Below are 18,663 nucleotides of genomic sequence, written 5' to 3'. Positions count from 1 at the left end.
CGCGCTGCGGAACATCAGCTGAGAAGGGGACGTAGCGGCTGTCAGCCGACATCCCCCTTCTCAACGAACGTTCTTCACCGCTCCGCCTACTGCCCGGGCAGCGACGCCTCGATCAGCTCGACGATCCGCGGGTCGTCCGGCTCGACCGTCGGGCGGAAGCGGTGCACGGTGCCGTCGGCCGTGACCAGGAACTTCTCGAAGTTCCACTTCACCTTGCCGGCCTTGCCCGCCTCGTCCTCGGCCTTCGTCAGCTCCGCGTAGAGGGGGTGAGCGGACTTGCCGTTCACCTTCACCTTCTCGAACATCGGGAACGTCACGCCCCAGGTCGTCGAGCAGTACTGCTTGATCTTGTCCTCGTCGCTGAGCTCCTGCAGGAACTGGTTGCTCGGGAAGCCGAGGACCGTGAATCCGCGGTCGCCGTAGGTCTTCTGCAGCGCCTCGAGCTTCTCGTACTGCGGAGCGAGCCCGCAGCGGGAGGCGACGTTGACGATGAGCTTGACGGGCGCGTAGTCGGCGAGGGTCGACGCGGCTCCGTCGATGGTGGTCAGGGGGATGTCGGTGAGCACGGGGTCTCCTTCGAAGTGGTGGCTCGACGCTACCCGCCGTCGCCGAGGGAACCCCGAACCGTCGAGGGAACCCGCAGGCCGGGGCTCCCTCGACGGTCCGGGGTTCCCTCGATGCGTGCGGGGCTCCACCATGAGGGATGGCATCCCCGCAGCAGCTCGTCTCGGTCGGCGGGCGGCGGCTGAAGCTGACCAACCTCGACAAGATCGTGTACCCGGAGGCGGGGTTCACCAAGGCCGACGTCCTCGCGTACTACGCGTCCGTCGCCGACGCCCTGCTGCCGCACCTCGCCCGCCGGCCCGTCACCCGCAAGCGCTGGGTCGACGGAGTGGGCACGGCCGAGCATCCGGGCGAGGTCTTCTTCGAGAAGAACCTGCCCTCCTCCGCCCCGTACTGGCTGAGCCGCACGCGCCTCGCGCACAGCTCGCGCGACGTCGAGTACCCGCTCGTCGACGACGTCGCGGGCCTCACCTGGCTCGCGCAGCAGGCCGCACTCGAGCTGCACGTGCCGCAGTGGCGGGTCGGATCCGGCGGCGAGCGCCGCCCGCCCGACCGCCTCGTGCTCGACCTCGACCCCGGCGAGGGCGCGGGGCTCGCGGAGTGCGCCGAGGTCGCGTTCCTCGCCCGCGACCTGCTCGAGGGGATGGGGCTCGAGCCCTACCCGGTGACCAGCGGCAGCAAGGGACTCCACCTCTACTGCCCGCTCGACGCCTCCGCCTCGAGCGACCAGATCTCGGCCGTCGCGCACGAGCTCGCGAAGGCGCTCGAGGCCGACCACCGCGACCTCGTCGTCTCGGACATGAAGAAGACCCTGCGCGAGGGCAAGGTGCTCGTCGACTGGAGCCAGAACAACGCGGCGAAGACCACGATCGCGCCCTACTCCCTCCGGGGCCGCCTGCGGCCGTTCGCCGCGGCACCACGCACGTGGGAGGAGATCGGGGCGGAGGGACTGCGCCATCTCGCCCCGGAGGAGGTCGTCGAGCGCCTGCGCGAGAGCGGCGACCTGCTGCGGCCGGTGCTCGCCGCGCGCGAGGCGGGGCTCGAGCCGAGTCCGGAGCGGCTCGCCGGGTTCGCGGCGACGGACGCCTCCGCCGACCGCCTCGCTGCCTACCGCAGCATGCGCGACGCCGCGAAGACACCCGAGCCCGTTCCCGAACCGGGCGCCGGAGCGACCTCGTCGGGCGACTCCTTCGTGATCCAGGAGCACCACGCACGGCGGCTCCACTACGACTTCCGGCTCGAGCACGACGGGGTGCTCGTGAGCTGGGCCGTGCCGAAGGGGCCGCCGCTCGAGGGCGATCCGAACCGGCTCGCCGTGCAGACGGAGGACCACCCGCTCGAGTACGCGACCTTCGAGGGCACGATCCCCGCAGGCGAGTACGGCGGCGGAGAGGTGCGGATCTGGGACGAGGGCACCTTCGCGCTCGAGAAGTGGCGCGAGGGCGAGGAGGTGATCGCGGTGCTGACGGGGCGGCCCGACGGCGGGCTCGGCGGCGAGCCGCGGCGGTACGCGCTGCTGCACACGGGAGCGAAGGGCGGTCGCGGGGACGAGAAGAACTGGCTGCTGCACCTGATGGCGCCGGGGGCGCACGGGGGGCACGGGACTTACGGGCGGCCGGCGGCGGGGCTGGCGCGCAGCACGAGGGCGTCTGCAGCGCGGTCCGCTCCCGTCGACGACGAGGCATCGGAGCCGCGCCGCGAGTACCGCCCCATGCTCGCGACCAAGGGCCGCCCGCTCGACATCGGCGACGACTCCGCGATCGAGATGAAGTGGGACGGCTACCGCGCGATCGTCCGCGTGCAGAACGGAACCGTGACCCTGACCAGCCGGAACGGCAACGACCTCACCCCCGCCTTCCCCGACCTGCACGCCCCGCTCGCGGAGGCCGTCGACGACGCCGTCCTCGACAGCGAGATCGTCGCCCTCGACGCCCGCGGACGCCCCGACTTCGGCGCCCTGCAGACCCGCGGCAGCCTGACGAAGGCGCGCGAGATCGAGGTCGCCGCCCGCTCCACCCCCGTGCACCTGATGGTGTTCGACCTGCTCGAGCGCGCCGGCCAGGACCTCACCGGCTCCCCCTACTCCGCTCGCCGCGAGGCCCTGGTCGAGCTCGTCGCCGAGAACGAGCGCGTGCACGTGCCCGACGTCTTCGACGGCGACCTCGAGGAGGCGATGGCGACGAGCCTCACCCTCGGCCTCGAGGGCGTCGTCGCGAAGCGCCGCGACTCCCGCTACCGGGTCGGCGCGCGCTCGGGCGACTGGATCAAGCTGACCCACCACCGCGTGCAGGAGGTCGTGATCGTCGGCTGGCGCCCGGGCGAGGGCGGTCTGCAGGGCTCGGTCGGCTCGCTCCTCACCGCGATCCCCGCTGAGGACGGCCGCCTCGCCTACTCCGGCCGCGTCGGCACCGGCTTCAGCGACCGCGAGCGCCGCGGCCTCGTCGCCCGCCTCGGCGAGCACGAGACGGAGGAGCCCGCTGTGTCGGTGCCGCCGGTCGACGCCCGCGGCGTGCACTGGGTCGAGCCGGTGCTCGTCGGCGAGGTCCGCTACCGCGAGCGCACCTCCTCCGGCACCCTGCGCCAGCCCGTCTGGCGCGGCTGGCGCGCCGACAAGTCCGCGAGCGAGGTCCGCGCGGAGTGACGCGCCTTACTCGAGCGTCCCCCTCCGCCGAGTCGCCCGGAACGGCCCCCGACTCGCCGCGTCCGACGACCGTTCCGGGCAACTCGATCCCGCGTCACTCCTCCCGCGCGTGCTCCGGCAGCGTCCCGAGCCGGTGGCGCCCGCGCAGCAGGTACCAGCCCAGCCCGACCACGACGACCACCGCGACCGCGATCAGCGCGATGTACTGCAGCGCCCCCGCGTCGCCGTAGACCTCGACGCGCGGCCACGCCAGGTTGACCGTCATCGCCGCGCCCCACAGCACGGCGACGACGTTCACCGGCAGCCCCAGCCGCCCGAGCGAGAACGAGCCCGTGACGCGCGGCCACTCTCCGCGGAGGCGCCGCACGAGCAGCGGCACCGTGACCAGCAGGTAGGCCAGGTAGATCAGCACCACCGCCACGCTCGTGACCGCCGTGAAGATCTCGGGCGTGCCGATGTTCACCGCGAGGATCAGGACCGCGAGCACGCCGATCACGATCGCGGGGGCGATCGGGGTCCTCCGTCGCGGATCGATGCGGGCGAGCACCGCGCTGCCCGGCAGGGCGTTGTCGCGCGCCATCGCGAAGACCAGTCGGATGCCCGCCGTGTGCACCGCGAGCGCGCAGACCGTGATCGCGACCACGATGCAGAGCAGGAAGACGGTGCCGAGTGGCCCGCCGAGGGCCTGCAGCACGATCAGCTGCAGTCCGCCCGAGGCCTCGCCGAGCGCCGGGTCGGCGAGATCGGGCGCCGCGAGGATCCCGAGCAGCAGGATCAGCCCGCCCAGCACGAACGACGCGATCACGGCGCGGAGGATCGCGGCCGGGCCGGTCCTGCGCGGGTCGACGGTCTCCTCCGAGAGGGAGCCGGCGGTGTCGAAGCCGTACATCACGTAGGCGGAGGCGATGGCCGCGATCAGGAATGCGCCTGCGTAGCCGCCCGCGTCTCCGTAGCCCGCTGTGTCGATCAGCACCGTCGGTGGATTCACGATGCTCGCCGCGAGGACGATCACCAGCAGCACGGCCGCGATCAGCTCGATCAGCACGCCGGTGCTGTTGATCCGGGCCATCAGCGTCACGCCGACCGCGTTCACGACGGTCGTGAACAGGATGAGGATCGCGCCCCAGATCACCGCGCTGACTCCGAAGCTTGTCCCCGTGCCGTCGCCGACGAGCTGGAAGCCGCTCCAGATCCGCGGCAGCGTCGTCTGGTACGCGAGCACGACGGCCGCGAGCGTGACGACGGAGGCCGTGGCCATCATCCAGCCCGCGAGCCAGCCGACCGTCGGGCCCGCGATGCGCTTGCTCCAGTTGTAGACGGAGCCGGCGACCGGGTAGCGGCCGGCCAGTTCGGCGAAGCAGAGCGCGACCGTGAGCTGCCCGGCGAACACGATCGGCCACGACCACCAGTAGGCGGGGCCGCCGAGTCCGAAGCCGAAGTAGAAGAGCTGGAACGTGCCGGTCAGGATCGAGATGTAGCTGACTCCGGCCGCGAAGCTGCCGAAACGCCCGATGCCGCGTCGCAGCGACGGCCGGTAGCCGAACTCGGCCATGCCGTCGTCGGTCGGGCGCTGGCCGGTCGCGGTCATGCGGTCTCCTCCTGCGGGGGCGCCGAGCGGCGGCACCTGAGTCTGGCGCGTCCGCGTCCGCCGCGGCGTCCCCCGTTCAGGCCGATCCTGATTGGACACTTTCTGCGGCTCCGACGCACTCGGACCAGCGGAAAGTGACCAACGGCGGGCGGGTGGGCGTCGCACCTCGCCCCTTCTGAGCGCACTTCCCGCGCCGCACCCTGAGAGCCGCTCTCACACTTAGGGTAGCCTATCCTCATGCGCCCCTCACCGAGACTCCGTTCCGCCCTGCCCCTCGCCGGCCTCGCCGTCGCCGCACTCGCCCTCTCGGCGTGCTCCTCCGGCGCCTCCGAAGCCGCCCCGGCGACCGCCGAGACGATCGTCGTCGAGAACGCGAAGCCCACCCTCGTCCTCGTCGACGAGGACGGCGAGCAGTCGTACCAGGAGGACCGCGAGACCGCCCGCACGTCGGTCGAGGTGCCCGTCTCCCCCGAGGCCGTCGTCACCTTCGACATCGCCACGCTCGACACGCTGCACACCATCGGCGCCGGGGACGCGGTCGTCGCGATCCCGGACGCCACCCTCCCCGACTACCTCTCGGAGTACGCCGACCTGCCCAAGGTGGGCACCCTGTTCGAGCCCGACTTCGAGGCGGTCGCCGAGCTCGAGCCCGACCTCATCGTCACGGCGGCCCGCAGCACCGGCCAGTACGACGAGCTGTCCGAGATCGCCACCACGATCGACCTGACCGGTAGCTACGCCGGCACCTTCGACCCCGCCGCCGCCCTCGAGCGCGCGACTCAGCTCGGCGAGATCTTCGAGCGCGAGGACGAGGTCGCCGAGGCCTCCGCCGCGACCGAGGAGCTCGTCGAGTCCATCACCGCCGACGCCTCCGGCACCGCCCTCGTCCTCTCGGTCTCGGGCGGCGAGTACGGCGCCTTCGGCGAGGGCTCGCGCTTCGGCTACTTCTTCGACGGCCTCGGCTTCACCCCCGCGGTCGCCGCGGCCGAGCTGCCCGGCGCCGAGGGATCGCCGCACGGCGACACCGTGACCAACGAGTTCATCCTCAGCGCCGCTCCGGAGTGGATCTTCGCGTTCGACCGCGGTGCCGCGACCGGTGAGGGCAGCACCGCCGAGCAGACGCTCGACAACGCGCTCGTCGCCCAGACGCCCGCCGCGCAGGACGACCACGTCGTGCTGCTGCCCGCGAGCGAGCTCTACATCGTCATCAACGGTCTGACCGCCGTGCAGAACGTGCTCGAGACCGTGCACGACGCGATGCAGAGCTGACCGGAGCCGCTCCCGAGCGTGACCCGCCCCTCCCCCCGCGCGCTGATCGTCGCGGGGACGGTCCTCGTGGCCGTCCTCGCGACGATCTCGCTGTTCCTCGGCGTCGCCGAGCTCGACGCGTTCGTGCTCGTCGAGAGCCGCCTCCCCCGCACCCTCGCCCTCGTCCTCGCCGGCTCGGCCTTCGCCGTCACGGGCCTGATCATGCAGCTGCTCACCCGCAACCGCCTCGTCGAGCCGGGCACGACCGGGGCGACGGACGCCGCGACCCTCGCCCTGCTCGCGGTCCTCCTCCTCGCCCCCGAGCTGCCCGTCGGGGCGAAGGCCGCGCTGGCCGCACTCGGCGCCCTCGCCGGTGTCCTCGGCTTCCTCGCGTTGGCGCGCCGCATCCCGTCGCGCTCGAGCGTGCTCGTGCCGGTCGTCGGCATCCTCTACGGCGGAGTGATCGGCGCCGTCGCCGCGTTCATCGCCTACCGCACCGACACGCTGCAGGAGCTGCTCAACTGGGGCATCGGCGACTTCTCGGGCATCCTCCGCGGCCGCTACGAGATGCTCTGGGTCGCCGCAGCCGCCGCGGCGGTCGCCTGGATCGCGGCGGACCGCTTCACCGTCGCCGCCCTCGGCGAGGACACCGCCCGCGGTCTCGGCCTCGACACCCGGGCGGTCATGCTCACCGGCGTCGTCATCATCGCCGCGGTCACCGGAGTGATGATCGTGGTCACGGGCGCGCTCCCGTTCCTCGGCCTCATCGTCCCCAACCTCGTCAGCCGGATGGTCGGCGACAGCATGCGCCGCTCCGTCCCGCTCGTCGCTCTGCTCGGGGCCGCGCTGGTCCTGCTCTGCGACCTCATCGGCCGCACCGTCCGCTTCCCCTTCGAGCTGCCGATCTCGCTCGTGATGGGCGTCGTCGGCGGAGTCGTGTTCCTCCGCCTGCTCATCGGCCCGGCCGACATCGCGCGCCGCCGCAGACGGAGCGTCGCCCCGTGATCGCGTTGCGCTCCCCCTCCGTCCGCCTCGCCCTGCTGACGGGCGCCGCCGCCCTCGCGGTCGCGCTCTACCTGCTCACCGACCTGCCCGGGAAGTGGGAGTACGCGCTGGGCCTCCGCGGCCGCACCGTGCTCGGCATGGTCATAGCGGCGGCGGCGATCGGAGTCGCGACCGTCCTGTTCCAGACCGTCACGGCCAACCGCATCCTGACACCCGGCATCATGGGCTTCGACGCCGTCTTCCTGATGATCCAGGTCGTGAGCGCGTTCGTGATCGGCCCCACGATCCTCGTCGCCGCTCCGCCTCTCGCGTCGTGGCTGGTGGAGCTCCTGCTGATGGCCGGCGTCGTCGTCGCCCTCTACTCCTGGCTGTTCGTGCGCCGCAGGCTCGACCTGCACGTGATCGTGCTCGCGGGCCTGGTGCTCGGCGTGCTGCTGCGGTCGGTCACGTCGTTCCTCCAGCGGCTCCTCGATCCGGACACCTTCGCGATCGTGCAGAACCTGACCTTCGCGAGCTTCACCTCGGTCGACCGCGAGCTGCTCCTGCCGACCGGCCTCGTGGTCGTCGCCGCGATCGCGTCGCTGTGGCCGATCCGCCGCTCCCTCGACGTGCTCGCTCTCGGCGAGGCGACCGCGGTGTCGCTCGGAGTCGAGCACCGCCGGGTCGTGCTGCACACGATCGTCGCGATCGCCCTCATGGTCGCCGCGTCGACCGCACTCGTCGGTCCCGTCACCTTCTTCGGGCTCATCGTCGCGAACGTCGCCTACGGAGCGGTCGGCCACCGGCACGCGCGCAGCATCCCCGCAGCGGTGGCGATCGGAGTCGTCGCGCTGGTCGGCGGGCAGCTCGTCCTCGACCGGGTGCTCGGTTTCGGTACCGAGCTGCCCGTCGTCATCGAGTTCGTCGGCGGCGTCCTCTTCATCCTGCTCGTGCTCACCGGAAGGGCTCGTTGACATGATCCGCACCACCTCCGTCACCACCCGCCACGGCCGCACCCTCGCCGTCGACGACGTCTCGCTCGAACTCGGCACCGGCCTCACCGCGATCATCGGGCCCAACGGCTCCGGCAAGTCGACGCTGCTCTCCACCATCGGCCGCCTGCTCAAGGCCGAGAGCGGATCCGTCGCCGTCGACGACCTGGACGTCGCGACCACCCGCTCCCGCGACATCGCGAAGCGCCTGGCGATCCTCCGCCAGGACAACCACTTCGCGATCCGCCTGAGCGTCGACGACCTCGTCGCCTACGGCCGCTTCCCGCACGGAGGAACGGGCCGCACCCCCGAGGACCGCGCCCTCGTCGACGCCGCGATCGACGCCCTCGACCTCGGCGCCGTCCGCGAGCGCTATCTCGACGAGCTCTCGGGAGGCCAGCGCCAGCGAGCGTTCGTCGCGATGGCCCTCGCGCAGGACACCGACCACCTCCTCCTCGACGAGCCGCTCAACAACCTCGATCCGCGCCACGGCGTCGTGCTGATGAAGCTGCTGCGCCGTCTCGCCGACGAGAGGCGGATGACCGTGGTCGTGGTCCTGCACGACATCAACGTCGCCGCGCAGTTCGCCGACGACATCGTCGCGATCCGCGACGGCCGCGTGGTGCACCACGGCCCGGTGGCCGAGGTGCTGACGGCGCCGCATCTCGAGGCGCTCTACGACACCCCGGTCGCCGTCGAGCCGATCGCGGGCCGGCACGTGGTGCTCTGGCTCTGAGCCCTCGTCGCGACCCGGCCGGGTGACTCCTGCGTCGCCGTTGGACACTTCCCGCTGCTCTCCTTCCGCAGGAGCAGCGGATTCCGTCCAACGGCGAGCGCTCCGGCGTCCGGAGACGACGAACGGGGCGCCCCTCGCCCCGCACGCAGCGGAGGAGGGACGCCCCGTCCCGGATCAGCCGAGCGTCAGCTCGTCGGCGCCAGCAGATCGGCGTGGTGCACCTCGGCCACGTTCGGGTGCGCGCGCAGGCGGTAGCGCAGCGCGTTCTCGCCGTACGTCTCGAGGATCGGGCTGTTGGTCGGGTCGACCGACAGGCCCGACTTGAGCTCCTCGGGCAGCGGCAGCGACGGCATGGTCGAGTCGAGCGAGGGGTTGAAGAAGTAGGGGATCGAGATGCGGTCGGTGCCGATCAGCGGCGAGATCACGCGGTGCAGCGTGGCCTTGAGGTAGCCGCCGGTCGCGAGCTCCAGCATCTCGCCGATGTTGACGACGAACGCGCCGGGCAGCGCGGGCGCCTCGATCCACTCGCCGTCGTGCTCGACCTGCAGGCCGCCCTTGCCGGGCTCGACCAGCAGCAGGGTCAGCACGCCGCCGTCGCGGTGCGCGCCGACGCCCTGCTTGGGCTCCGGGTCGGAGGTGCCGGGGTAGCGGACGACCTTGACCAGGGGGAACGCCTTCTCTGCGAAGGCCTCGTCGAAGACGTCGGCCGGGGCGTCGAGGGCGACGGCCCAGGTGCGCAGCAGGCGGATCGCGACGGCTGCGAGCTCCGCGTGCCAGCGCTCGAAAAGGGTGCGGAACTCGGGCAGGGCCTCGGGCCACAGGTTCGGGCCCTCGAGGCGCTGGTAGTCGGGCACGTCGGGGCCGGCCGGGACGACCTCGCGCTCGATGCCGATGTCGACCTGCTCGCGGTAGTCGACGTCGCCGTTGGTGAGCTCGGCGCCGAAGCGGGTGTAGCCGCGGAACTGCGGGCTGGCCGTGTTCTCGATGGCGAGCTTGTCCTCCTCCGGCAGGTCGAAGAAGCGACGGGAGACGGCGACGACGTCGTCGAGGAGCTCCTGCGGCACGCCGTGACCGACGAGGTAGAAGAAGCCCACGTCGTGCGTGGTCTCGCGCAGGTCGCGGCGGAAGGCGGCGGCCTCCTCCTCGCCCTGGTCGAGGCGGGAGAGGTCGAGGATCGGCAGGGAATCGGTCATGGGGAAAGCCTTGCGCAGTTCGCCTTCTCCGGAGCGATTGTTACGACAACCAAAAGCGAAGACCCAGCAAGCACCCGGAGGACCGTGGTCCCCGGGTGCCCGCCGGGCCTTCAGCGCTGTCGAGTGTTACAGCGCGATCACGGAGTCGGCATGCCGCCGTTGACGTGCAGCGTCTCGCCGACCACGTAGCTCGACTCGGGCGACGCGAGGAACACGTAGGCGGGGGCGAGCTCCGCCGGCTGGCCCCAGCGTCCGAGCGGGGTCTGCGAACCGACCTCGGGCAGCTTCTCGGGCGGCTGGCCGCCCGCGGTCTGCAGCGGCGTCCAGATCGGGCCCGGTGCGACGACGTTCACGCGGATGCCCTTGGGTGCGAGCTGCTGCGAGAGCGCCTTCGAGAAGGTGTTGATCGTGGCCTTGGTGCTGGCGTAGTCGACCAGCGTCGGCGACGGCTGGTAGGCCTGGATCGACGAGGTGCTGATGATCGCGGAGCCGGGAGCGAGGTGCGGCAGGGCCGCCTTCGTCATCCAGAACATGGCGTAGACGTTCGTCTTGAAGGTCTCGTCGAACTGCTCGTCCGAGAGCTCGAGGAAGTCCTCGACGAACTGCTGCTTGCCCGCGTTGTTGACGAGGATGTCGAGGCCGCCGAGGCCCTCGACCGCCGTGGCCACTGCGCCGACGGCGAAGTCGTGGTCGGTGATGTCGCCGGGGATCGCGACGGCCTTCCGGCCCGCCTCCTCGATCAGCGCGACGACCTTCTTCGCGTCGCTCTCCTCCTCGGGGAGGTAGACGATCGCCACGTCGGCGCCCTCGCGGGCGTAGGCGATCGCGACGGCCGCGCCGATGCCGGAGTCGCCGCCGGTCACGAGCGCCTTGCGGCCGGTCAAGCGGCCGGAGCCGCGGTAGGTCGACTCGCCGCGGTCGGCGAGGTCGTCCATCTTCGAGTCCAGGCCGGCGCCCTCCTGGTACTGCTCCTCCGTGTCGATCTCGGAGTACATCTTCGTCGGGTCCTGGAACGTGTACTGGTCTGCAGTGCTCTCGGAAGTCATGTCTTCGACGGTAGGCGCGCACCCCCGTCGAGCGCCGGTGGTTGACAGCGCCTCGGTTCCGAGAGAGCGCTCCTCTCCGCCGCCGGAAACCGGGAGAATGGTGCGGTGACCGTCTCCTTCGACTCCTCGATCCCCCTGCCCGGCTGGCAGCACGCCTACTCGGGCAAGGTCCGCGACCTCTACACCCCGATCGACGCCGACCCGGTGCTCGGAGCCGACCGCATGCTCGTCGTGGCGAGCGACCGCGTCAGCGCCTACGACCACGTCCTCGAGCCGGGCATCCCGGGCAAGGGCGAGCTGCTCACCGAGCTCTCCCTCTGGTGGTTCCACCGGCTCCGGGACGTCCCGAACCACCTCGTCCGCGGCGAGATCCCCGAGCCGGTCGCCCGCCGCGCCATGCTCGTCACCACTCTCGACATGTTCCCGATCGAGTGCGTCGTGCGCGGCTACCTCTCGGGCAGCGGGTGGAAGGAGTACCGCGCGAGCGGCACCGTCTGCGGAGTCGAGCTCCCCGAGGGCCTGTCCGACGGCGACGCCCTGCCCGAGCCGATCTACACGCCCGCCTGGAAGGCCCCGCAGGGTCAGCACGACGAGAACATCACCTTCGAGCGCACCGTCGAGATCGTCGGCGAGGAAGCGGCGGAGGCGCTGCGCACCCTCTCGCTGCACGTGTACCAGGAGGCGGCGACGATCGCCCTGGCGCGCGGAGTGATCCTGGCCGACACCAAGTTCGAGTTCGGCGTCGACGGTGACGGCATCGTGACGCTGGGCGACGAGGTCCTGACGAGCGACTCCTCCCGCTACTGGGACGCCGACGCCTACGACGCCGGGATCCGCGGCCAGTCCTTCGACAAGCAGATCGTGCGCGACTGGCTGAGCGACAACTGGGACGGCCAGGGCCTCCCGCCGAGACTCCCCCACGAGATCGTCGAGCGGACCGCTGCCCGCTACCGCGAGCTCATCGAGCGCCTGACCCGCTGACGACCGTTCGGAACGACCCGTGAACGACGAGCGCACCCGCGTCCGGCTGGACACCGGCGGCGGCGACCCCGACGAGGCCCGCCACCGCCTCGCCACCCTCTACAACGGCGACGAGTGGTCGGCGCTGCCCAGCGAGAGCGCCTTCTCGTACCGGTACGCCGCCCTCGGCGACGCCGCCATGACGCTGCGCACCTCGCGCATGACCGGCGAGCTCCGCGGCGCGGTCGGAGTGACGGACGAGGTCGTCGTGCAGTGGATCGTCGGCGGGCGCGCCACGGTCGACGACGGCTCGGAGCCGCTCGCGATGGTGCCCGGCCGGCCGCAGCTGTTCCCCGTCGGCCGCGCGTTCGGCTTCGAGTACGTCGACTACGAGCAGAAGCTGGTGCACCTCGGCCGCGCGTCCGTCGAGAAGGTCGCCGCCGAGCAGGGCCTGCTGGGGCCGCTCCGCTTCGATCACCGCGTCGTCCCGACCGAGCAGGCGGTCCAGCACTGGCGCTCCGCGGTGTCGGCCTCGGCGCAGGCTCTGCGCAGCGAGCGCGTCAGCCACCTCCTCTGGGACGAGCTGACGCGCGGCACCATCACGGCGCTGCTCGAGCTCTATCCGCCGGAGGCCGCCGTCGCGCCGCCCGAGCTGCTGCTCCCGCGCAACGCCCGCCTGCGTCGGGCGGTCGAGTTCATCCACGCGCACGCGTCGGAGCCGATCGGCCCCACCGAGGTCGCCGTCGTCGCCGGGCTGAGCGTGCGCGGCCTGCAGTCCGCGTTCCAGCGGGTGCTCGGGGTGCGGCCCATCGCCTACATCCGCACGGTGCGGCTCGACGCCGCGCACGCCGAGCTGGCGGCGGCGGATCCGCGCATCGCGAGCGTCACCGCGATCGCCCACGCGTGGGGCTTCGGCAATCCCGGCCGCTTCAGCTCGGCCTACCTCGCGCGGTTCGGCGAGTACCCCAGCGCCACGCTGCAGCGCTGAGACCGCGGCCGACGGATCAGGCGGCGGCCAGGGGCGGCGGGTGGCCCTCGAGGATGTCACTGACACCGGTGAGCAGCGCGGCGAACCGCACCGCCTCGGCGTCGGGGATGCCCGCCGAGAGCAGGCGGATCGCTCCGTAGGTCGGCTCGTCGGTGCCGCGGATCGCCGCCTGCGCGCTCTCGGTCAGGCACAGGATCCGGCCACGGCCGTCGGAGGGGTCCGCCACGCGGTCGACGTAGCCGGCGCGCACGAGACGGTCGATCATCAGCGAGACCGCGGCGGTGGTGATACGGATCGCGGCGGCGAGGTCGACCGCGCGGACCACCTCGTCGCGATCGGCGCCGATCCCGATCAGGCGCAGAGCCGCGAGGTCCGTGGTGCCGATGCCCAGCCTCGACTCGACGCGTCCGTCGTACTCGCGCTCGGCCGAGCGGAGCCGGGTGAGCAGGGCGAAGAGATCGGGACGGACGTCCATGGGTGTGCGCCTTCCTGGGACGAGGCAGGCGCCCCGGGCGGGTACTCGCGGGCTCCATCGAACCACCTCGGACCCACGTCCGGGGCTTCTGTACCGAAAGCGCACTGGGCCCAGTATTGATTAGCTAACCGACTTAGCAAGTACCTAGAGTCCTGCAGAGACGCTGCGGGATCCCTCCCCGTGCGCCCGGATGAGGAAGGCAGCGTGATGGGTCGTCTGCTGTACGGAACGCCGCCGAGCGCGCATCCGTTCGACGACCGCGCGCTCGCTCACCTGCAGCTCGTGATCACCGCGAAACTCCGCCGCAGCGAGGCCTTCGTGCTGTCGATCGACGCGGACGCCGACGGCAGGCACAGCGAGTTGTGGCTGCATCCCGCGATCCCGCTGCAGTACGAGTACGACGCTCCCGTCGGCTCCGAGGTCAATGCGCACTGGCTGCGCGAGCTCTCGGCCGCCGCCAACGGGCGCCGCGGGCTCCACCTCGTCCCCGAGCCGACCACGGAGCTCGACCCGTCCCGAGCGAGAGCAGTGCAGACATGAGCGACCACAACGGCACACTCTTCCGCCGCGGAGGAACGGTGCGCTTCGTGCGCTGGGTCTCGTCTCGCGACGGCGGCTGGGCCCCCGAGATCCTGCAGGGCCGCTACCTCGAGCGCGACGACGCCGGCTGGCTCGTCGAGGTCGACGGCACACCCACCGTCCTCGCCAAGGACGACTGGGCCGTCTACCGCTGAGCGCCCGCGCCCGGCGTAGTGTGGAGCGGGTGCGTGCAGTCGATCGCCGCGGCATCACCTCCGCGCCCTACCTCCTGACCACGGTCGGCACGACGAGCCTGGTCTTCCTCTGCGCCTTCGAGGCGCTGGCCGTGACGACGATCATGCCGATCGTCAGCGCCGACCTCGATGGACGCGATCTCTACCCGCTGGCCTTCGCCGCGACGCTCGCCGCGAGCATCGTCGGCATGGTCACCGCGGGGTCCTCGGCGGATCGACGTGGACCGACCCCGGCGCTGGTCACGGCGATCCTGCTCTTCACCCTCGGGCTCGTGGCCGCCGGTCTCGCCGGCTCGATGGAGGTGTTCGTGGCCGCGCGCCTGCTGCAGGGGCTCGGCAGCGGAGGCATCACCGTCACCCTCTACGTCCTGGTCGCGCGGGTCTTCCCGGCGGAGCTGCATTCGCGGATCTTCGGCGCCTTCGCCGCGGCCTGGGTGGTGCCGTCCCTCATCGGGCCGTTCGCGGCCGGCGTCGTCGCCGAGCTCGCGAGCTGGCACTGGGTGTTCCTCGGGGTGGTCCTGCTGGTGGCCGTCGCGAGTGCGATCGTGGCGCCGACCCTGCGCGCGCTCGAGCGGCAGGAGCGGCGGCCGTTCGATCGCGGGGCCGTGGTCCGCATCGTCCGCGCGGTGATCGTGGCGGGCGGAGTGGTGGTGCTGAGCACCAGCGCCGAGATCGCTCCCGACGCGGCCGGCGTGCTCGCCGTCGCGGCGATCGTGGTCGTCGTCCTCGCCGTGCGCGCGCTCCTGCCCCCGGGCACCCTGCGCGCACGGGGCGTTCTGCCGTCCACGATCCTCCTGCGCGGAGCCGTCGCGGCCGCATTCTTCGGCACCGAGGTCTATCTGCCGCTGCTGCTGTCGGAGCAGTACGGCCTGCCGCCGTGGCTGGCCGGGGCGGTCCTCACCGCCGGCGCCGTCTCGTGGGCGCTCGGCTCGAACCTGCAGGGGCGGCCCGGAACACGGCTCACCCACGCGGGCGCCATGCGTCGGGGCACGTCGCTCCTGCTGGTCGGCGTGCTGATCGTGCTGCTCACGTCGGCGCTCGCGCTCCCGCCGTACCTCGCCGCCGTCGGCTGGTTCGCCGCGGGGGGCGGCATGGGCACGATGTTCCCCCGGATGGGGACGCTGACGCTCGCCCGATCCGCACCCGGACGCGAAGGCTTCAACAGCTCGGCCCTGCAGATCTCCGATTCAGGAGGAGCGTCCGTCTCGCTCGCGCTGACCGGCCTCCTCGCCGCCGCCGTGACCGGCCTCATCGGCGCGGGCTCGGTCGTTTTCACGGCGACGTTCGCCTACGGAGCCGTCATCGCCCTGCTCGCAGTGCTGCTCGCGATCCGCCTCGGTGGACTCCTCCGTGCCGAGGAGTCCACCGCCGGCGATCAGCTGTAGAGCGACTCCGGGACCTCGAGTCCGTAGATCGCCCGGCCGGAGCTCCAGATGACGGAGCACGCGGCTCGGAGGAGGTCCAGCTCGTCGTCGCCCGCATCGATGATCACAACGGAGTCACCCTCGAGGCGCACCTTGGCGGAGCGCACCGAATGAGTCCCGTTCCGCGCGATCGTCGTCGCCGGGTACGGGAGGTGCAGCTCGCGCAGGTCGCCCAGGATGTAGGTCGGGCGCAGCGTCGCGTCGGCCGCGAGCAGCTGCTTCGCCCGGTCGATCCCCGTGAGCACGTGCGCGCTCTCCATCCCGGCGGCGTTGGCACCCTTGATGTCGGTGTCGAGCCGGTCGCCGAGGAACAGCGGATTCGACGAGCCGAACCGCGCCGTCGCCGCATCGAAGATAGCGCGCTCGGGCTTGCCGGCGACCACGGGCAGCCGGCCCACCGCGGTGTGCACCGCTGAGACGAGCGTGCCGTTGCCCGGAGCGATGCCCCGCGCGACGGGGATCGTCCAGTCGGTGTTCGTCGCGACCCACGGGATCCCGGCGTGCAGGGCGAACGAGGCCTCTGCGAGCTGCTCCCAGCCGACCGTGGGCGCGAAGCCCTGGATCACCGCGGCCGGGGAGTCGTCGGCGCTGCGGGTGAGCCGGAACCCGGCCCGCTCCACCTCCGTCGTCAGCCCCTCCCCGCCGACGACGAGGATCGTCGAGCCCGCCGGCACCAGGCCCGCCAGCAGCACGACCGCCGCCTGCGGCGACGTGACGACGTCCTCCGGTGCGACGACGAGCCCGAGGTCGGACAGGTGCGCCGCGACGGAGGCGTCGGTGCGGGACGCGTTGTTCGTGATGTACCCGACACGGAGCGTCTCGCCGGCTTTGTTCAGACTGTCGACGGCGAAGGGGATCGCGTCGGCGCCCTTGTAGACGACTCCGTCGAGGTCGGCGAGAACCGCGTCGCGGCCGTCGAGCGGGGACGGGTCAGTCTTCGGGGTTCTGAACACGGGGCTCCTCGTCGGGGTCGGTGGTGGCGGGGGCGGCGAGGTCGGTCGGCTCGGCGTCGGGAGCGGTGTCGGCCGCGGCGTCGGTGTGATCGGAGTCGGAGTGGACCGGGTCGAGTGCGGGGCCGTCGAGCTCGACGTCGGTGACGTCCTGATCGAGAGCGGCGTCCGGATCGGCGGGGTCGTCGAGTTCGATCGGCTCGTCCGCCTCGCTCGGCTCGTCCAGATCGTCTTCGTCGTCCTCGTCGTCTCCATCGGAGTCGTCCGACGAGTCAGCACTCTCCGACTCGTCGTCGACGGCTGCGGAGGGAGCGTCGTCGCCCTGACGGACCGCGAAGGCCTCGCCCTCCTCCTCGACCACCTCGATCGTCTCGTCGTCGCCACCACCCTCGGCCGCGAAGACTGCTCGTGCGGCGACATCCGCGCGCCGCTGCCACTGAGCGGCCTCCTCGGTGCGCCCGAGCTCCTCGAGCACGGCCGCGTACGCGGCGAAGAGGTCCGGGCTGTACGAGAACGCCTTGTTCGGATCGAGCTGCGGGATCTCGAGCTCCATCAAGGCCAGCTCGGTCTGACCGAGGTCGAGGCGCGCTCCCGACATCGCGATGGCGAGCGAGACCTGCGCCCCGACGCTCAGCGCACTGCGGTCGATCGAGCGTCCGAGCTCGAGCGCCTTGTCGGGGCGCCCCACACCGCGTTCGCTGTCGACCATCAGAGGGACCTGCTCGTCCGAGCCGGAGATGCGGCGGTACGTGCGCAGCTCCCGCAGCGCCAGAGCGAAGTCGCCGATCGCGTACGCCGAGATCGCGAGAGACTCGCGCACGACGGCGATGCGACCCGCGCGCCGAGCAGCCGAGAGCACGTGCCGGTGCGCGAGCTCGGGATCCTCCTCGAGGAGCCGGCCCGCCATCACCAGGTGCATCGCGACCCAGTCGGCGTTCTCCTTGGTCAGCGTCTTGAGCTCGTTGCGGGCGACCTTGTCGAGATCCCTCGCCTGCACGTCGTCGGGCAGCTCGGGATCGTCGTGGCGCGGCCGGACCGATTGGAGGGAGCGGCGCTCCCGCTCCTCCTCCGTGATCTCCGGCTCCTCGCGCGGCGCCCCGCGGCCGGCGAACCCGCGGCCGCCCTGACGGTCGCCGCCACCCCGCCGGTCGTCCGAGAACGAGCGACCGCCGTCGCGTCCTCCCCGCGAGTCCCCGTCACGCCGCGGACGCGAGTCGCCGTCGGTGCGAGGACGGAACCCACCCTCCCGACGCGGACCGGAGTCCCCCTCACGCCGAGGACGCGAATCCGCATCAGTACGCGGACGGAAGTCGCCCTCACGACGAGGACGCGCGTCCCCATCGCGACGAGGACGAGAGTCACCATCGGTACGCGGACGGAAGTCGCCCTCCCGACGAGGACGCGAGTCACCATCCGTACGCGGACGGAAGTCGCCCTCACGACGAGGACGTGAGTCACCATCGCGACGCGGACGAGAGTCACCATCAGTACGCGGACGGAAGTCGCCCTCACGACGAGGACGCGAGTCACCATCGCGACGCGGACGCGAATCACCATCAGTACGGGGACGGAAGTCACCCTCACGACGAGGACGCGACTCCCCGTTGGAGCGCGGACGGGAGTCGCCCTCGCGACGCGGACGGGAGTCGCCGTCCCGCGAAGGACGAGCACCACCGTCCGCGCGGGGGCGCGACGGACCATCCGTCCGTGGGCGGAAGTCGCCCTCGCGCCGCGGTCGGGACTCCCCGTTGCCGCGCGGACGGTCATCGCGCCCGCTGCTGCGCGGTGCGGAGGAGCGATCCGCTCCTCCCGCACGATCCGACCGCTGGTCGCGCTTGCCGGCTCCCCGGTCGTCGCCGTCGGGTGCTCTGTCGTCCATGCGTTCCTCGCCTGTCGTGATCGTGCGCTGTGGAGTTGGACCGCTCTAGGCGGCGGACGGCTCGAAGCCGTCAACCCGTCCACCCTAGCCCCGGCTCTTCTGCGTGTGCAGGGCCTGGTGGTGCGGGTGGTGGGTTAAACAGCGATGGCCACCCATTTCTGGGTGGCCATCGTGAATGGTGTCCGGCGGTGTCCTACTCTCCCACAGGGTCCCCCCTGCAGT

17 protein-coding genes are annotated in these 18,663 nt (G+C 71.9%); 10 read left to right on the top strand and 7 right to left on the bottom strand.

Going from position 1 to position 18,663, the window contains the following annotated elements; all coding sequences use genetic code 11:
• Positions 1-86: 86 nt before the first annotated feature.
• Positions 87-566: a glutathione peroxidase gene (locus LRG51_RS18220; protein ID WP_230674109.1), complete on the bottom strand. Its 480-nt coding sequence runs from the start codon at positions 564-566 to the stop codon at positions 87-89.
• 137 nt (positions 567-703) lie between these two features.
• Here LRG51_RS18220 and LRG51_RS18215 point away from each other — a divergent pair, with 137 nt between their 5' ends.
• On the top strand, positions 704-3,205 hold the full coding sequence (locus LRG51_RS18215) for an ATP-dependent DNA ligase (RefSeq protein WP_230674108.1): 2,502 nt from the start codon (positions 704-706) through the stop codon (positions 3,203-3,205).
• A gap of 94 nt (positions 3,206-3,299) precedes the next feature.
• On the opposite strand, the gene LRG51_RS18210 is transcribed toward LRG51_RS18215, so the two are convergent.
• Entirely contained in the window at positions 3,300-4,793 is a 1,494-nt protein-coding gene (locus tag LRG51_RS18210; RefSeq protein ID WP_230674107.1) for an APC family permease, read from the bottom strand.
• A 237-nt stretch (positions 4,794-5,030) separates the two neighbouring features.
• Here LRG51_RS18210 and LRG51_RS18205 point away from each other — a divergent pair, with 237 nt between their 5' ends.
• The 4 genes from LRG51_RS18205 to LRG51_RS18190 are packed head-to-tail and all read left to right on the top strand — an operon-like array spanning position 5,031 to position 8,753.
• A complete protein-coding gene (locus LRG51_RS18205) occupies positions 5,031-6,062 on the top strand; it encodes a siderophore ABC transporter substrate-binding protein (protein ID WP_230674106.1) in 1,032 nt (343 codons plus the stop codon).
• Between the two features lie 18 nt (positions 6,063-6,080).
• Positions 6,081-7,046: an iron chelate uptake ABC transporter family permease subunit gene (locus LRG51_RS18200; RefSeq protein WP_230674105.1), complete on the top strand. Its 966-nt coding sequence runs from the start codon at positions 6,081-6,083 to the stop codon at positions 7,044-7,046.
• Positions 7,043-7,999 (top strand): iron chelate uptake ABC transporter family permease subunit, encoded by a 957-nt coding sequence (locus LRG51_RS18195; RefSeq protein WP_230674104.1) that lies wholly within the window; start codon positions 7,043-7,045, stop codon positions 7,997-7,999. The genes LRG51_RS18200 and LRG51_RS18195 overlap by 4 nt, the downstream gene beginning before the upstream one ends.
• Position 8,000: 1 nt before the next feature.
• Positions 8,001-8,753 (top strand): iron ABC transporter ATP-binding protein, encoded by a 753-nt coding sequence (locus tag LRG51_RS18190; protein ID WP_077223746.1) that lies wholly within the window; start codon positions 8,001-8,003, stop codon positions 8,751-8,753.
• Between the two features lie 185 nt (positions 8,754-8,938).
• On the opposite strand, the gene LRG51_RS18185 is transcribed toward LRG51_RS18190, so the two are convergent.
• Together LRG51_RS18185 and LRG51_RS18180 are read right to left on the bottom strand one after the other, a co-directional pair.
• Positions 8,939-9,946: an isopenicillin N synthase family dioxygenase gene (locus LRG51_RS18185; protein ID WP_107573784.1), complete on the bottom strand. Its 1,008-nt coding sequence runs from the start codon at positions 9,944-9,946 to the stop codon at positions 8,939-8,941.
• 137 nt (positions 9,947-10,083) lie between these two features.
• Positions 10,084-10,992, bottom strand: a complete 909-nt coding sequence (locus LRG51_RS18180) for a glucose 1-dehydrogenase (RefSeq protein ID WP_279400339.1) — start codon at positions 10,990-10,992, stop codon at positions 10,084-10,086.
• Between the two features lie 105 nt (positions 10,993-11,097).
• Between LRG51_RS18180 and LRG51_RS18175 the strand changes: the two genes are divergently transcribed.
• Positions 11,098-11,973 carry a phosphoribosylaminoimidazolesuccinocarboxamide synthase gene (locus tag LRG51_RS18175; RefSeq protein WP_230674103.1) on the top strand — a complete coding sequence of 292 codons (876 nt, stop codon included), beginning with the start codon at positions 11,098-11,100 and terminating at the stop codon, positions 11,971-11,973.
• A 19-nt stretch (positions 11,974-11,992) separates the two neighbouring features.
• Positions 11,993-12,940: an AraC family transcriptional regulator gene (locus LRG51_RS18170; RefSeq protein ID WP_230674102.1), complete on the top strand. Its 948-nt coding sequence runs from the start codon at positions 11,993-11,995 to the stop codon at positions 12,938-12,940.
• A gap of 16 nt (positions 12,941-12,956) precedes the next feature.
• Here LRG51_RS18170 and LRG51_RS18165 read toward each other — a convergent pair whose 3' ends face one another.
• A complete protein-coding gene (locus tag LRG51_RS18165; protein ID WP_055789150.1) occupies positions 12,957-13,415 on the bottom strand; it encodes a MarR family winged helix-turn-helix transcriptional regulator in 459 nt (152 codons plus the stop codon).
• A 207-nt stretch (positions 13,416-13,622) separates the two neighbouring features.
• Between LRG51_RS18165 and LRG51_RS18160 the strand changes: the two genes are divergently transcribed.
• Genes LRG51_RS18160 through LRG51_RS18150 form a run of 3 tightly spaced genes read left to right on the top strand, consistent with a single transcriptional unit; the run spans position 13,623 to position 15,573 of the window.
• Positions 13,623-13,955, top strand: a complete 333-nt coding sequence (locus LRG51_RS18160; RefSeq protein ID WP_442966676.1) for a DUF7882 family protein — start codon at positions 13,623-13,625, stop codon at positions 13,953-13,955.
• Positions 13,952-14,149, top strand: coding sequence for a hypothetical protein (locus LRG51_RS18155; protein ID WP_055789142.1), 198 nt, complete (start codon positions 13,952-13,954; stop codon positions 14,147-14,149). Before LRG51_RS18160 ends, LRG51_RS18155 begins: the two co-directional genes overlap by 4 nt.
• Before the next feature lie 29 nt (positions 14,150-14,178).
• The gene (locus LRG51_RS18150) at positions 14,179-15,573 is read left to right on the top strand and encodes an MFS transporter (protein WP_230674100.1); all 1,395 of its coding nucleotides are present in this window, start codon (positions 14,179-14,181) and stop codon (positions 15,571-15,573) included.
• On the opposite strand, the gene LRG51_RS18145 is transcribed toward LRG51_RS18150, so the two are convergent.
• Together LRG51_RS18145 and LRG51_RS18140 are read right to left on the bottom strand one after the other, a co-directional pair.
• Positions 15,564-16,565 carry an HAD-IIA family hydrolase gene (locus LRG51_RS18145; protein WP_230674099.1) on the bottom strand — a complete coding sequence of 334 codons (1,002 nt, stop codon included), beginning with the start codon at positions 16,563-16,565 and terminating at the stop codon, positions 15,564-15,566. The two genes, LRG51_RS18150 and LRG51_RS18145, sit on opposite strands and share 10 nt — an antisense overlap.
• On the bottom strand, positions 16,543-17,559 hold the full coding sequence (locus tag LRG51_RS18140; RefSeq protein ID WP_230674098.1) for a hypothetical protein: 1,017 nt from the start codon (positions 17,557-17,559) through the stop codon (positions 16,543-16,545). The genes LRG51_RS18145 and LRG51_RS18140 overlap by 23 nt, the downstream gene beginning before the upstream one ends.
• Positions 17,560-18,663 lie beyond the last annotated feature (1,104 nt).

Origin of the sequence: Rathayibacter sp. Leaf248, assembly GCF_920939495.1 — a bacterium.
Taxonomy (GTDB): domain Bacteria; phylum Actinomycetota; class Actinomycetes; order Actinomycetales; family Microbacteriaceae; genus Rathayibacter; species Rathayibacter caricis.
The sequence above is the reverse complement of the archived record's forward strand: the minus strand, read 5'-3'. Positions and strand labels throughout refer to the sequence as shown.